The 13,492-nt window shown below is 63.5% G+C and carries 15 protein-coding genes; 6 read left to right on the top strand and 9 right to left on the bottom strand.

From position 1 onward, the window contains the following. Positions 1-172 precede the first annotated feature (172 nt). The 4 genes from UB48_RS24915 to UB48_RS24900 all read left to right on the top strand — a co-directional run bounded on the left by UB48_RS24915 (position 173) and on the right by UB48_RS24900 (position 3,582). Complete coding sequence (locus UB48_RS24915; protein ID WP_045201745.1) at positions 173-2,029, top strand: DUF3857 and transglutaminase domain-containing protein; 1,857 nt, start codon at positions 173-175, stop codon at positions 2,027-2,029. A 133-nt stretch (positions 2,030-2,162) separates the two neighbouring features. Continuing rightward, positions 2,163-2,513, top strand: a complete 351-nt coding sequence (locus UB48_RS24910; protein WP_045201743.1) for a hypothetical protein — start codon at positions 2,163-2,165, stop codon at positions 2,511-2,513. Positions 2,514-2,523: 10 nt separating this feature from the next. Continuing rightward, positions 2,524-2,967 (top strand): DUF805 domain-containing protein, encoded by a 444-nt coding sequence (locus tag UB48_RS24905; protein WP_052676576.1) that lies wholly within the window; start codon positions 2,524-2,526, stop codon positions 2,965-2,967. Between the two features lie 174 nt (positions 2,968-3,141). Then, complete coding sequence (locus UB48_RS24900; protein WP_010222085.1) at positions 3,142-3,582, top strand: CBS domain-containing protein; 441 nt, start codon at positions 3,142-3,144, stop codon at positions 3,580-3,582. A 12-nt stretch (positions 3,583-3,594) separates the two neighbouring features. On the opposite strand, the gene UB48_RS24895 is transcribed toward UB48_RS24900, so the two are convergent. The 3 genes from UB48_RS24895 to UB48_RS24885 form a co-directional block, all read right to left on the bottom strand. Further along, positions 3,595-4,233 (bottom strand): hypothetical protein, encoded by a 639-nt coding sequence (locus tag UB48_RS24895; protein WP_045201740.1) that lies wholly within the window; start codon positions 4,231-4,233, stop codon positions 3,595-3,597. 70 nt (positions 4,234-4,303) lie between these two features. After that, a complete protein-coding gene (locus UB48_RS24890) occupies positions 4,304-4,546 on the bottom strand; it encodes a DUF2789 domain-containing protein (RefSeq protein ID WP_045201738.1) in 243 nt (80 codons plus the stop codon). Between the two features lie 60 nt (positions 4,547-4,606). Further along, positions 4,607-5,065 carry an aminoacyl-tRNA deacylase gene (locus UB48_RS24885; protein ID WP_045201736.1) on the bottom strand — a complete coding sequence of 153 codons (459 nt, stop codon included), beginning with the start codon at positions 5,063-5,065 and terminating at the stop codon, positions 4,607-4,609. A 102-nt stretch (positions 5,066-5,167) separates the two neighbouring features. Between UB48_RS24885 and UB48_RS24880 the strand changes: the two genes are divergently transcribed. Continuing rightward, on the top strand, positions 5,168-6,541 hold the full coding sequence (locus UB48_RS24880; RefSeq protein ID WP_045201734.1) for a nodulation protein NfeD: 1,374 nt from the start codon (positions 5,168-5,170) through the stop codon (positions 6,539-6,541). A 1-nt stretch (position 6,542) separates the two neighbouring features. Next, positions 6,543-7,289, top strand: coding sequence for a slipin family protein (locus UB48_RS24875; protein WP_038997749.1), 747 nt, complete (start codon positions 6,543-6,545; stop codon positions 7,287-7,289). Between the two features lie 81 nt (positions 7,290-7,370). Here UB48_RS24875 and UB48_RS24870 read toward each other — a convergent pair whose 3' ends face one another. The 6 genes from UB48_RS24870 to UB48_RS24845 form a co-directional block, all read right to left on the bottom strand. Then, positions 7,371-8,771, bottom strand: a complete 1,401-nt coding sequence (locus UB48_RS24870; RefSeq protein WP_045201733.1) for an efflux transporter outer membrane subunit — start codon at positions 8,769-8,771, stop codon at positions 7,371-7,373. Next, positions 8,768-9,643 (bottom strand): HlyD family secretion protein, encoded by an 876-nt coding sequence (locus UB48_RS24865; RefSeq protein WP_045201731.1) that lies wholly within the window; start codon positions 9,641-9,643, stop codon positions 8,768-8,770. The genes UB48_RS24870 and UB48_RS24865 overlap by 4 nt, the downstream gene beginning before the upstream one ends. After that, entirely contained in the window at positions 9,640-9,852 is a 213-nt protein-coding gene (locus tag UB48_RS24860; RefSeq protein ID WP_045201729.1) for a DUF1656 domain-containing protein, read from the bottom strand. Before UB48_RS24860 ends, UB48_RS24865 begins: the two co-directional genes overlap by 4 nt. Then, entirely contained in the window at positions 9,849-11,939 is a 2,091-nt protein-coding gene (locus UB48_RS24855; RefSeq protein WP_045201727.1) for an FUSC family protein, read from the bottom strand. The genes UB48_RS24860 and UB48_RS24855 overlap by 4 nt, the downstream gene beginning before the upstream one ends. After that, complete coding sequence (locus tag UB48_RS24850) at positions 11,936-12,388, bottom strand: MarR family winged helix-turn-helix transcriptional regulator (RefSeq protein WP_045201724.1); 453 nt, start codon at positions 12,386-12,388, stop codon at positions 11,936-11,938. The genes UB48_RS24855 and UB48_RS24850 overlap by 4 nt, the downstream gene beginning before the upstream one ends. A 94-nt stretch (positions 12,389-12,482) precedes the next feature. After that, positions 12,483-13,301 (bottom strand): tetratricopeptide repeat protein, encoded by an 819-nt coding sequence (locus UB48_RS24845; protein WP_045201722.1) that lies wholly within the window; start codon positions 13,299-13,301, stop codon positions 12,483-12,485. Positions 13,302-13,492 lie beyond the last annotated feature (191 nt).

Below are 13,492 nucleotides of genomic sequence, written 5' to 3'. Positions count from 1 at the left end.
TGCCGCCTGGTAAACATGCTGAATCCTTGAATCGATAGGGACAGAAAACGCAGGAAAACCTGCGCTGAAAAAATTGGCGCAGCAGCAACAGCCAGTTATAAGGCAAAATGCTACTAACTGATTCGCATTTAACGAGTCAGACCCCTGGAATACACCAGCAAGAAGGATCTTTATGAAGCGGTTCGCTGTGACCCCGGCCCGGTGGGTCGGGATGTTGTGCTGCCTGTTCGCCTTGAACATCGCACAGGCCAAGGACGACGGTACCGACCCCTCCGTCACCATCGAAAAGGACATTCTACGCACCGTGGTGGCCGAAGACGGCAGCTACGCCGCCACCCAGGACCTGGTCCTGCTGATCAATGAAGAACGCGCGATCCAGGCCAAGGCCCAGCAGTCGTTGTACTACAACCGCACCCTGGAAACCCTCGAGGTGACCCAGGCCTACACCCAGAAGCCCGATGGCCGCAAAGTGCAGGTCAGCCCCGAGCAGATCAAGGAGCAACAGGAGCAGCAATCGTCCCAGGCGCCGATGTTCCATGACAGCCTGGTCAAGGTAGTGATCTTCCCCGAAGTCGCCGTCGGCGATCGCCTGGTGCTGAGCTTCAAGAAACAGCGCAAGACCCCGCTGTTCCCTGGCCAGTTCGAAGACCTGGCGATGCCGCAGTTCCACCCGACCCAGCAGTTCACCCTGATCTACGACCTGCCGAAGAACCTCAAGCTCAATGCCGAGGCCAAGGGCTTCAAGGCGTCCAGCCCGAAGGCCGAGCCTGGTCGCAAGGTCTACCAGTGGGATTATGTGCAGGGTGACAACGCCCGTACAGAACTGGGCGCAGTAGCCTACTCGGACTACGGCAAGTACCTGGCGGTTTCCACCTTCGCTGACTACAGCGAGTTCGCCAAAGCCTACGCGGCGCGCGCCAACAGCGAAGTGACGCCCGCCATCCGCGAACTGGCGGAAAAGCTCACGGCCAAGATCGACGACCCGCGCGACAAGGCCCTGGCCCTGGGTGACTGGGTGCGCCGCAACATTCGCTACGTGGCGGTGTACATCGGTGCTGGCGGCGTGGTGCCGCATGCTGCCGATACCGTGCTGAGCAACCGTTATGGCGACTGCAAGGACCACGTGGCCCTGCTCGAAGCGCTGCTGGCCGCAGTCAATATCGACAGCACCCCGGCGCTGATCAACCTCGGCAATGCCTACGCCCTGCCCAAGGTGCCGACCCTGGGCGTGATCAACCATGTGGTCACCTACATCCCGAGCCTGGACCTGTACCTGGACTCCACCGCCGAAGCCATTGCCAGCGGCTACCTGCCCGCTCCGGTGCTGGACAAACCCACCGTGCTGACCCGCTCCGGCAAGCTCGGCCACACTCCGGCCACCCAAACAGGCCTGGTGCACAACAGCACCACCTACACCGTGGCCAGCAGCGGCGCCGCCGACTTCAGCCACGCTTCGAAAATCGACGGCTGGGCCGCCGAGATGAACCGCTGGATGATGCGCAACATGCAACCGGCCGAGCGCGACCTGCTGACCCAGCGCATCCTCGCCGCTTACGGCCAGCGTGGTAGCGGCAAGATCAGCAGCGACGACCTGGAAGCCAGCGGCGCCTTCGAGATGCACATCAACGGCCGCAGCGAAAACCTGGTCAACCTGCCCGGCCCGATCGGCGTACCGACCCTGACCAGCCTGGCTGGCGGCATCGCCCAGAATATCTTCGGCTTTATCGCTGAAAAGCAGCGCACCCAGGACTTCACCTGCATCTCCGGCATCACCGAAGAACAAGCGCGTTTCGAGTTCCCGGCCGACGTCAAGATCATCGCCGCGCCCAAGCCTGTGAGCCTCAAGGACAAACACTTCGACTACAGCGCCGACTATGCTCTGCAAGGCAACAGCCTGGTGATCAAACGCCGCCTGGACTTCCACAACCCGAAAGCGGTGTGCAGCGTGAAAGACTTCGAAAAGATGAAGCCAACCCTGGACGCCATGCTCAACGACCTGAACAGTCAGGTGATCGTGCAGAAGAGCTGAGGTACTGCGCCCTGCCAAATCCCTCCGGAGGTCAGCAGGGCGCCGTCGCTGTTACGCCAACGTCGAAGTCTTTGATAAACTCCGCCGCGCCCTGCGCTGCGTCACGCAAGCGGAACTATCAAAAGGAATTGTCATGGCAATGGTTTTTTGCCGCGGTTGTGCCATGGAAATCCATGAAACGGCACCCAGCTGCCCACAGTGCGGCGCCCCTCAGACTCCCTCTGCCACCACGCAACCTGCCGGCAAGCGCTTGTCCTGGATGGCAGCCAGCTCGCTGATCCTGTGCATCGCCTGTGTATTGACGCTGTTCGAACCAGCCAGCTGGGATCGTAACACCCTGTGGGGGATGGGCTTGTTTTCACTCACCGGGCTGGTCCTGAGCTCGCTCAGCCTGGTCAAAAAAGAACCGCGAACCTACATGGCAATTACTGGCGCGGTGTTGTCAGGCGTTTTGCTCATTTTGCTGATCTGGCTAGTCATGTAAGGGACACCACATGAATATGGTTTTTTGCCGTGGCTGCGCCAAGGAAATCCACAACAGCGCCGTGGCTTGCCCAGCCTGCGGTGCAGCGCAACCTGCTGCAACCTTCACTGCAGCACCTGCGCCAGCCGGCATCTGGTACGTTGAACTACTGAAGAAATACGCCCTGTTCTCCGGTCGGTCACGCCGCCAGGAATACTGGCTGTTCATCCTGGTCACCTTCCTGGTGTACATGCTGGTGCCCTATCTCGACCGCGAGCTCCGTACCGGCACGCTCTTCTCTTACCTGTACAGCGTGGCATTGCTGGTCCCGGGCATTGCCGTAGCCGTTCGGCGCATGCACGACACCGACCGTAGCGGTTGGTGGCTGCTGTTCCCGCTCGTCAACCTGATCTTCCTGTGCCAGGACAGCCAGCGTGGCCCGAACCGTTTCGGCCCAAACCCGAAAAACACCTGATCACGGCTTGATCGAGAGTCAAAGCAAAGCGGCCATCATTGGCCGCTTTTGCATTTTTGCGCCCATGACGTTTTTCAATCACATCGATGCCGCTTTCGCCCTTGCCCTGCAGCGATCTGTACACGATTCTTTAGCTATCTGCCGTCACCCACTCCCAGCATCGCAGAGGCCTCTATGAAAACCGTGGCACAGCTTCTAAAAACAAAAGCCCAGCAGCACCACCAGGTTCACACCATCGGCCCCGACCACATGGTGCTCGATGCGCTGAGGTTGATGGCCGAGAAGAACGTCGGTGCCCTGCCGGTGGTGCAGGACGGGCGTGTGGTGGGGATCGTCAGTGAGCGCGACTACGCGCGCAAGATGGTGCTCAAGGGCCGTAGTTCGGTGGGCACGCCAGTCAGCGCGATCATGAGTGCGCCGGTGATTACCGTCGACCCACACCAGAACGTTGAATACTGCATGAACATGATGACCAACAGTCACCTGCGCCACCTGCCGGTGGTCGAGAACGGCGAGCTGCTGGGCCTGCTGTCGATTGGCGACCTGGTCAAGGAAGCCATCGCCGAACAGGCCAACATGATTCTGCAACTGGAACAGTACATTCGCGGCGACTGATTCGCGGCGGGCTCAGCGGTATTCGCCCTCCAGCTCATCGAGCTGGTGGTCGAAGCTGCGCAGGCGCGCTGACCAGGTGTACACCAGCACTTCCAGGTCGCGGTTGAGCACCGCGGCGCCGCGCCCGCTGCTCTGCTGCGAGTCGCACAAGTCCAGTTGATAACGCTCCCGGGCCATTGCAGTGGCAACCGTAGACAGCTCGCGGGCGTTGTCCAGCCAGTGGCGGCGGTGGTCATGGGTTTCGCGGTCGAGCTCGCGGCATTGGCGTTTCAGCGCTTCCAGGCTCTGCTCTAGCGGCGTGCCTTCAAGCTCGCCCATTACCTCCTGGAAGGTACGCCCGGGCTGCCAGTAACTGCCCCAGAAATAACGGTCGAAGACGGTTTCGACCCGGCGCAAGGCAACCTTGGTGTTCCAGATAGCCACCAAGGTTCGCCCTTGGGCCAACTGGCGTTTGCTCACCCGCAGTTGCTGCCAGGCAATCCACGCCAGCGCGGTCAGGGCCAGCGCCCCGATCACGCCCCCGGCGGCGTAAAGAAATACCAGAGCCTGACCCAGCTGGTGGGTCTGTTTGATTCCATAGAAATAACCGACGGTCAGCAGCCCCAGGGCGGTCACGGCACACCAGAAACCGGCGGCATAGGGATCTTTCATTGGCGCTGTCCCCTTGTTGTTTTTCCTGAGCATAGCAACGCCATTCGCCGGTCGATGTGCCGCTCGGCGTTTATTTTTTCGGACGCCGCAACGCCTCGTTCAGCTGGTCGAACGGCACGGCCCAGTCGGAGTCTTCGAGGATACTTTCCTTGAGAAATGCCCGCTGGCTGTCGGTCCAGAACGGCGCATCCACCAGCTTGATATCGCCCTTGAGTGGCGAGTGGCTGGTGATGAACTGGTCGATACCCTTCGCATCATCAGCCAGGCCCAGCTGTTTGAAGAGCTCCGAAAACGGATGAATATTTGATTCCATGCGTGACTCCTTGGGGCCAGGCCGGGCATCCACGACGCCAGCCTGGCAGTGGGTTGATCATCAGCAAACCTCACGCACTTCGGCGTTCGGCACCAGTTTCAGGTATTGCGTCATGTTCATGTGGATCAGGTGATCGTGATCACCGGCCTCGACATAGATATCGCCCTGACGGGTCAGGGTCGGGTCGAGCAGCATCTTGATCGAGTAAGCATCGCCCAGTGCCGGAATGGCGCCACGCTCGCAGTCGCCGAACAGATGGGGCAGCCCGCTTTCATGGGTCATTTGCCAGGCGCCGGTGGCCCGCACCTTGCTCATGTCCAGGTGACGGTTGGCCGGTAGCACGGCCATCAGATAGTTGCCATGGCGGTCGTCGAGCATGACCGACTTGGCCACCCGCTCGGCGGGCACACCAGCGGTACGGGCCGACTCAAGGCTGGTGGATGAGTGCGGGTGAGAAATGATGTCGTAATCGCAGCCGGCCTTGTCCAGGCACTGCTGCAGGGTTTTTGCCATACGCATGATGCACCTCCGGATACAGCGCCCCCACTTCTGAAGTTTAGGCCGTGCTGCCGCAAGCAGCCGACTAAACTTATTGGACACGCACAGCCCGGGTGAATTCAGGTGATCGCTCGCTGGTGTCGGCACCTGCTGGTTTTATTGATGCTCGGCGCCCTGACGAGCGGTGTGGCTGCGCCCGGCAATCCGGTGCTGGTACTGAGTATCGACGACGCCATCGGCCCGGCCAGTGCCGACTACCTGATACGCGGCCTGGAGCAGGCCAAGACGCAGCAGGCGCAATTGGTGGTCATCCGCCTCGACACCCCGGGCGGGCTCGACAGCTCGATGCGCGCGATCATCAAGGCGATCCTCGCCAGCCCCGTGCCAGTAGCTGCCTTCGTCGCCCCCGGTGGCGCCCGGGCGGCCAGCGCCGGCACCTATATTCTCTACGCCAGCCATGTCGCGGCCATGGCCCCGGGCACCAACCTCGGCGCCGCCACGCCGGTGCAGATTGGCGGGATGCCAGGCCCGCCGAAAGACCCGGCTGCGCCCACCGGCGACAAGCCAGCACCGAGCAGCGAACAAGACACCCTGACCCGCAAGCAGATCAACGACGCTGCCGCCTATATTCGCGGTTTGGCGCAACTGCGCGGGCGCAATGCCGACTGGGCTGAACAGGCGGTACGCGAATCGGTCAGCCTGCCAGCCAACGAAGCCTTGCGCCTGAAAGTCATCGACCGCATCGCCAACGACCTGCCCGACCTGCTGCGCCAGCTCGATGGCAAAAGCCTCGAAGCCGCCGGCCAAGCCGTGCAGTTGCACACCGCCAACGTCAGCATCATCGAACGCGAGCCGGACTGGCGCACGCGCCTGCTGGCGGTGATCACCAACCCCAGCGTGGCGCTGATCCTGATCATGATCGGTATCTACGGGCTGATGTTCGAGTTCATGAGCCCGGGCTCCGGGGTCGGCGGGGTGATCGGTGGTATCTGTCTGCTGGTGGCCCTGTATGCCTTGCAGTTGTTGCCGGTGAGCTATGCCGGCGCGGCGCTGATCCTGCTTGGCATCGCCTTCATGATTGCCGAGGCGTTCCTGCCCAGTTTTGGCGTGGTCGGCTTTGGCGGCATCGTTGCCTTCGTGGTCGGCGCGGTGATCTTGATGGACACCGACGTGCCCGGCTTCGGCATCCCCCTGGCGCTGATCCTGACCCTCGCCCTGCTCTCGGCGCTGCTGCTCGGCGGCGTGCTGGGCATGGCCATGAAGGCGCGCCAGCGCGCGCTGGTCAGTGGCGATGCCGGGCTGGTGGGTAGCCTGGCGACGGTGATGGCGGTCAATGACAGCGACCCGTTCATCGGTTCGGTGCAGGCGCAGGGTGAACAGTGGCAGGCCCAGTGCCAGACGCCACTGCAGGTGGGGCAACGCGTCCGGGTGATGACACGCAAGGGCGTACTACTGGACGTCAGCGCCGAGGCACAACCACCGGCGCAAGGAGACTGAGATGTTTTTCGAACTGGGCTTTGGCGCCTTGCTGGCGCTGCTGGCGGTATTGTTGCTGTCGGCCTTTCGCATCCTGCGTGAATACGAGCGCGGGGTAGTGTTCCAGCTCGGGCGCTTCTGGCGGGTCAAAGGGCCGGGGCTGGTGCTGTTGATTCCGGGGATCCAGCAGATGGTCCGGGTCGACCTGCGCACCGTGGTGCTGGATGTGCCGCCACAGGATGTCATCACCCGCGACAACGTCTCGGTCAAGGTCAACGCGGTGCTGTACTTTCGCGTGCTCGACCCGCAGAAGGCGATCATCCAGGTCGAGGACTTTCTCATGGCCACCAGCCAACTGGCGCAGACCACCTTGCGCGCGGTGCTGGGCAAGCATGAGCTGGACGAACTGCTGGCCGAGCGCGAACGGCTGAACCTGGACATCCGCCAGGTGCTGGATGCGCAAACCGATGCCTGGGGCATCAAGGTGGCCAACGTCGAGATCAAGCATGTCGATCTCAACGAGTCGATGATCCGCGCCATTGCCCGCCAGGCCGAGGCTGAACGTGAGCGGCGGGCCAAGGTGATCCATGCCGAAGGTGAACTGCAAGCCTCGGAGAAACTGATGCAAGCGGCAGAAATGCTCGGCCGCCAGTCGGGGGCGATGCAGCTGCGCTACATGCAGACCCTGGGCAGCATTGCCGGCGACAAGTCGTCGACCATCGTGTTTCCGTTGCCGATCGAGATGCTCAAGGGGCTTGTGGATAAGTAAGGCGCGCCCACAAGTGCTCTGTTTACACAGCACCTGTGGGAGCTGGCCTTGCCAGCGATGCAAGGCGCAGCCTTGCCGCTTTTACCAACCACCACCCAATGCCAGGAACAAGCCGATCTGCCCCATCGCCACCTGGGTATTGGCCGCCGCCAATTGCGCGCGCATCTCGGTGTAGGTGCGGGTCGCCTGCAGGTCCGCCAGGAACGACTCCCGCCCGGCCTGGTAAAACCTATGGGTCTGGTCTGCCGCCAGTTGCGCCGAACGCTCGGCATCGGCCAAGGCATCGCGGCGCTCGAGCAAGGCGCTGTATTGCGCAAGGCTGGTCTGGGTTTCGCGAATGGCGTTGAGCACCACCCCGTCAAAATGCGCCAGCGCCGCCTGGGTCGAAGCTTGCGCCTCACGGATGCGCGCCCGCGAACCGTTGGTCGGTACATTCCAGGTCAGCAGCGGGCCGAAGCCCCAGCGGTTGGTCGCAGGTTTGCCGAGATTTTCCAGGATACCGATGGTGCCCACCTGGGCACCGATGCTGATGTCCGGATACAACTGCCCGGTGGCTACGCCGATAGTCGCCGTGGCCGCGGCCAGGCTGCGTTCGGCCTGGCGGACATCCGGACGGCGCTTGAGCAGCGCGGCGCCATCGCCCACTGGCAGCACCTGGGCGATATGCGGTAGCTCGGCGCAATCGGCGGTTCCGGCCGGCAACTGGTTGAGCGGCTTGGCCAGCAGCATCGACAAGGTGTACAGGCCCGCTTCACGCGCAGCCTGGTAACGCGGCAGCTCGGCGCGCAAGGATTTGAACTGGGTTTGCGAGCGGGTCACCTGGGTTTCGTCACCACGCCCGGCATCGCGCAGGCGTTGGGTCAGGGTCACGCTCTGCTGCTGCAGGTCCAGGGACTCATGGGCGATATGGTATTCCTCGTTGGCCGCGCAGACCTGGGTGTAGGCACGTACCACGTCGGCCACCAGGGTGATGCGTGCGGTATCGGCGGCGGCCTGGGTCGCGTCGGCATTGGCCTGGGCGGCCTCGACGCCACGCTTGAGGGTGCCCCACAGGTCGAACTGGTATGACGCGCTGATGATCGCCTCGCCGATGTTGGCCACCGGCACTTTCTCTGGTTGCAAAAAGGCTTCGCCGGACTCCTGCAAACGCTGGGCGCCCAGCTTCACACCGCCGTTCAGGCCACCCTGGGCTTCGGCCTCTTCGACCTGGGCACGGGCCTTGGCGATGTTCGCCGCCGCCACACGCAGTTCGCTGTTGGCCGCCAGGGCCTGGCGCACCAGCTCATTGAGGCGTTCGTCCTGATACAGGTGCCACCAGTCTTTCGGCACGGGCGCCGAGACCACACTGCTGGCGTCCTGGCGCAGTTGGCCCTGCAAGTCGGCGCGCTGGATCGCGGCATCCTCGGGCACGTTGTAGTCCGGCCCGACCATCTGGCAGGCCGACAGCAGCAGGCTCAAGCCGAGCAGTGACAGCCGTTTCATTGGCCCTTGTCCTCAAGGATCGACACCGTCGCCGTACGCCCGGCGATCATGCGAAAGTCTGCCGGCACCTCATCGAAGGCAATCCGCACCGGGATCCGCTGGGCCAGGCGCACCCAGCTGAACGCCGGGTTGACGCTGGGCAGCAGGTTGGCGCCGCTGCTGCGGTCGCGGTCCTCGATACCGGCGGCAATGCTCTGCACCCGCCCGCTCAGGCGGGTGTTGTCGCCGAGCACGCGGATATCCACAGCCTGGCCGATGTGAATGCCGGCCAGCTTGGTTTCTTCGAAGTAGCCATCGACGTGGTAGGAGTCGCTGTCGACCACCGACAGCACCGGCCGCCCGGCACTGACAAACTCGTGGGCACGCGGCGCGCGGTCGTTGAGGTAGCCATCAACCGGGCTGCGCACCACCGAACGGTCGAGGTTCAACTGCGCAGCATCCACCGCCACCTGGGCTTCGGCCAGGGCCGATTCGGCGCGGGCCTGGCGCGACTGGCTCTCTTCCAGTTGCTCGGCGGCCACCAGGTTACCCAGGCCACGATTACGCCGGGCTTCGCGCTGGGCCTGGGCCAGGGTTTCCTTGCGCTCGGCCAGGGTCGCCTGGGCCTGGCGCAGGGCCAGGTGGAAGCGGTCCTGGTCGATGGTGAACAGCACGTCGCCACGCTTGACCACCTGGTTGTCGCGTACCTCTACCTGCTGGATCAAACCGGAAACATCAGGGGCGATCTGGATCACGTCGGCGCGGATGTGCCCATCCCGGGTCCAGGGGGCGAACATGTAGTACATGACCATCTGCCAGACCAACACGGTCGCCAGCGTCACTACCAGCAGGGTCAGGACCACGCGGCCCAGGGTCAACAAGGGTTTTTTCATGGCAGCATCAGGTTTCGGCAAAAGTGATCGACCGTGCCGAGCAGCACGGCGTAAAGCGCAACGTTAAACAACGCCCGGTGCCAGACCAGGCGGTAGAAATGCACGCGGTTGAGCAGCGCGTGCACACCGAGAAACAGCAAATAGGTGACGACCATCATCACCAGCAGCGTGGGCAGGAACACCCCGCTGATATCCAGATCTCCGATCACAGCGGCGCTCCATCGATGCCATAGGGCAGTTGTTGCTGATCGTCGGATGGCTCAAGCACCACCTCGACCCCCGGCAACAGCGCCAGGCGTAGGCCGCTCAAGGCGTGCAACAGGTGCACCCGGGCCTCGGCGCTGTCGGCCAGGTCGTTGAGGTTGAGGGCGCGACGGGCGCGCTCCATGCTCTGCAACAGCACCTCGGGCGCGTGCAGCCGACGGCGCGCGTCCAGGCAGGCCTGAAAGTGTTCGCCCACCTCTTCCACCACCCGCTCCAGCAACTGGCGCGGCTGCGCGCCGACCCGTGGCATATAGGCCAGCAGGTCGAGCAGGTTCAGGCCCACGCGCAGGTCTCGCAGGGCGGTGCCGGTGTCCTGGCCGGTCTGGGTCAGGCGCGGCAGTTGCTGCATCAGCCGGTCGAGCATCTGCACGCCCAGGTGCCGGTGCTCGGCCAGGGTCGCCGGCTGGGTCATGCCGACGATGTCGTGCCAGCTGAAACGGGTCAGGCGCTTGGCCGCAAGCTCAACGCCGAACGGGCGCACCACCAAGGTCCAGACGAAGGCGAACAGCAAGCCCACCGGCCCGGCCAGGTTGGCGTTGATGAAGGTCAGGAAGTTGGCGTCGTAGGCGCCCTGGATGCTGATGAACGAGGCGGTGTTGACGATAGTCAGCAAGGTGCCCAGGTAGAAGCGCGGCTGCACGGTCAGGGTGCCGACGCAGATGCACGGTATGGCGAAGGCCAGCACCAGCATCGGAAAGTCATGCAGGTTGGGCAGCACCAGAAACAGGTAAAGGCTGGCAAACAGCACCGACAGCGAAGTCCAGAAGAAGAACCGGTAGATCTGCGGCGCCGGATCGTCCATGGCGGCAAAGAAGCTGCAGGCCACGGCGGCGAGAATCACCGCGCTGCCGCCGTCGCCCCAGCCGAGCAAAATCCACAGGGTGGTGGCAACGATGATCGCGCTGACGGTGGAGAACACCGAGTAGAGCATCAGCCCCCGGTCGAAGAACGGCGTCAGCCGGCCCAGGCGCCAGTGCCGATACACCGCGCGCCAGGGCGAGAGGTCTTCGTTGCGGATGGCGTGCTGCAGGCTGCAACAGTCTTGCCACAGGTCGGCCCATTCAGCCAGCCGATAGAGCGCGTTGGACAGCAGCAGCGAGGCGCGCTCATCAAGGGCGGCGGCGCTCGGTTGCATATGTTCGATGTGCGCACGCAACGCCGACCAGCGTGCCGGCGATGAATCCTGCGCGGTGCCCTGCAGCCAGGCGCGGGCTTCGCTCAGCAATGGCTGCAGTTGTTCGCTCTGGGCCGGAGCACGGCCTTCAAGGGCGAGCAAGGCGTCGTCGAGGGCATCGATCACCGGTAGCAGGTGGATCATCCGCCCACGTAGCTCGCGGGCATTCTTCACCGTTTGCGGCCGTGCGCCTTCATGGGACAACTGGCCGATCATCAGCTCCAGCGAGTTGAAGGTGGTGACCATCGAGGCACGCAAGCCGCCGACTTTATCGGCAGTCGCCTCGCGGGCCAGGAAGGTATCGCTGTAGCGGATCGCCTCGTTGAACCAGTTGCCAGTGGCGCCAACCAGCACCGGGGTCAGGCGCCGTGGCCAGAAGATCGCTCCGACCACTGCCGCACAGACGATGCCCAGGCAGATCTCCTGGGCCCGCGACGAGGCAATGTCGAACACTGCCAACGGGTCGTCGACCACCGGCAGGGCAATCATCGGCAGGGTGTAGCCGGCCAGCATCAGCGCATAGCTGTTGGCGGTGCGCAGGTGCAGCGAGAGGAACAGCAAGGTGCCGGTCCACAAGGCCACGGCGACGGTCAAAAGCACCGGTGTCTGCACCAGCAGCGGCACCAGGAACACCGCCCCGGCGGCGCCGAGCAAGGTGCCCATGGCGCGATACAGGGCCTTGGAACTGGTGGGCCCGACGAACGGGCTGGAGACGATATACACCGTAGCCATGGCCCAGTAAGGCCGTGGCAGTTGCATGAGCAAGGCGATGTACAGGGCGATCATCGACGCGGCAAAGGTGCGCACCCCGTAGAACCAGTCGCGCGCCGGCGGCATCGAGCTGAAAAAACCGTTCACGTCGGCACGCCCGGGGTGCGCTGGGCAGCGTCTTCGAAGGCGCGCAGCACACGCAGGGTGGCCAGCAGGTCGGCTTCGTCGATGCCCTGCAGCACTTCGCGGCGCAGGCGCACCAGTTCGCCTTCGATGGCTTCGGCCAATACCCGACCGCTGGCGGTCAGGCTCAGGGCCTTGGCCCGGCGATCGACCGGATCTTCCGTACGGCAGACAAAGCCTGCATTGCACAGCTGGTCGAGCAGGCGCACCAGCGACGGGCTTTCGAGCCCCGCCGCCTGGGCTACGGCGACCTGGTGCACGCCATCGCCCAGGCGCACGATCATCAGCAAAGGGACCGCGCAGGCTTCGGAAATGCCGTAGCCGGCCAGGGTCGCCTGGCAGATGCGCCGCCAGTGCCGGCCGGCCACCACCATGCCGCTGCTGATGTTGAGTTGCAGTGCGTCGAGGGTCATGAAGGGAGGTTCGTGGCTATATTCATAGTTTGCTAACTATCAATATTCTTCGATCACCGCCCCTGCCGTCAATAGTGGCTGACAAACGTCATGTTCAAGGTTGCAGCTGATCGTCCAGCTTCATGTTCAGCGCCAGCTTGCTGCCCAGGCTGATCGCCTGCTCGCGCCAGAACAGGTAACGCAGGGCGTTGTTGACCTCGCTGAAATGCACCGCCAGCTCTTCGGCAGCCTGCATCACCCCGGCCACTGCGGCCAGTTCCAGCCAGTACACGGCGGCCTTGCTGTCGACGTTGACCGTCAGCCCATGCAGCAGGCGATAGCCGACCTCGAAGCGGCAGCGTGCGTCACCGCGCTGGGCGCCGCGCAGGAACCAGCGGTAGGCCTGCTGCAGGTCGACCTGCCAGTCCTGGCTGTCGCTGTCACAGATTTCTTCTTCGTAGAGATCACCCAACGCCGCAGCGGCGTGTTCCAGGCCACGCTCGAACGCCTGCTGGTAGTACTCTGCCGCACTGGCATAGGCGACCTCCACTCCCTTGCCGAAGTAATGCTGCTGGCCGAGGTTGAACCAGGCTGCGGCACTGCCCTGCAGGGCCGCCATACGCAGCAGGTGCCCGGCCAGGGTCGGGTCGGCGCGCCAGTACTTGCCATTGAGCCAGATCCAGCCCAGGTCGTTGAGCGCGCCGACGTTGCCTTCCAGGGCCTGGGCGCGCAGGTCGTCGTACACCGCCTGCAGGTCGCTGGCTTCGTCCAGGCGGCTGATCAGGGCGAAACTCTCGCCCAGCACTGCCCGCTGGCTGGGCATGCCGACCCCGGCGTACAACCGCTGCAGGCGGCCAGGGCGGCCGGGCGCAGGGATGATCCGCTCGGGCAACAGGCGCTCAAGCAGTGGGTAGATGTTGCTTGCAGCTGACATGTTCGTCCTCATTGAACTACCCACAGATCCAACAGCGGGAGTGATGAGGCGTGATTCTGCGCACGGCCACGACAAAACCTGTCGCGAACGATTCAGTTAGGGCACTCAACTGCTTCATCCTTGATCTGGATACATAAATGGCTAATTGCCATATCACTGCGCTGGCGCCATGCTACAACCGCAAGCCTAGA

Origin of the sequence: Pseudomonas sp. 2(2015) (assembly GCF_000955865.1) — a bacterium.
In the GTDB taxonomy this organism is placed as follows: Bacteria; Pseudomonadota; Gammaproteobacteria; order Pseudomonadales; family Pseudomonadaceae; genus Aquipseudomonas.
This window is presented reverse-complemented; position numbering and strand designations above follow the sequence as displayed.

What these genes read in the sequence shown, in the direction of transcription:
- UB48_RS24915 (WP_045201745.1), top strand. Translation starts at nt 173, where the DNA reads ATGAAGCGGTTCGCTGTGACCCCGGCCCGGTGGGTCGGGATGTTGTGC.
- UB48_RS24910 (WP_045201743.1), top strand. Translation starts at nt 2,163, where the DNA reads ATGGCAATGGTTTTTTGCCGCGGTTGTGCCATGGAAATCCATGAAACG.
- UB48_RS24905 (WP_052676576.1), top strand. Translation starts at nt 2,524, where the DNA reads ATGAATATGGTTTTTTGCCGTGGCTGCGCCAAGGAAATCCACAACAGC.
- UB48_RS24900 (WP_010222085.1), top strand. Translation starts at nt 3,142, where the DNA reads ATGAAAACCGTGGCACAGCTTCTAAAAACAAAAGCCCAGCAGCACCAC.
- UB48_RS24895 (WP_045201740.1), bottom strand. Translation starts at nt 4,233, where the DNA reads ATGAAAGATCCCTATGCCGCCGGTTTCTGGTGTGCCGTGACCGCCCTG.
- UB48_RS24890 (WP_045201738.1), bottom strand. Translation starts at nt 4,546, where the DNA reads ATGGAATCAAATATTCATCCGTTTTCGGAGCTCTTCAAACAGCTGGGC.
- UB48_RS24885 (WP_045201736.1), bottom strand. Translation starts at nt 5,065, where the DNA reads ATGCGTATGGCAAAAACCCTGCAGCAGTGCCTGGACAAGGCCGGCTGC.
- UB48_RS24875 (WP_038997749.1), top strand. Translation starts at nt 6,543, where the DNA reads ATGTTTTTCGAACTGGGCTTTGGCGCCTTGCTGGCGCTGCTGGCGGTA.
- UB48_RS24870 (WP_045201733.1), bottom strand. Translation starts at nt 8,771, where the DNA reads ATGAAACGGCTGTCACTGCTCGGCTTGAGCCTGCTGCTGTCGGCCTGC.
- UB48_RS24865 (WP_045201731.1), bottom strand. Translation starts at nt 9,643, where the DNA reads ATGAAAAAACCCTTGTTGACCCTGGGCCGCGTGGTCCTGACCCTGCTG.
- UB48_RS24850 (WP_045201724.1), bottom strand. Translation starts at nt 12,388, where the DNA reads ATGACCCTCGACGCACTGCAACTCAACATCAGCAGCGGCATGGTGGTG.
- UB48_RS24845 (WP_045201722.1), bottom strand. Translation starts at nt 13,301, where the DNA reads ATGTCAGCTGCAAGCAACATCTACCCACTGCTTGAGCGCCTGTTGCCC.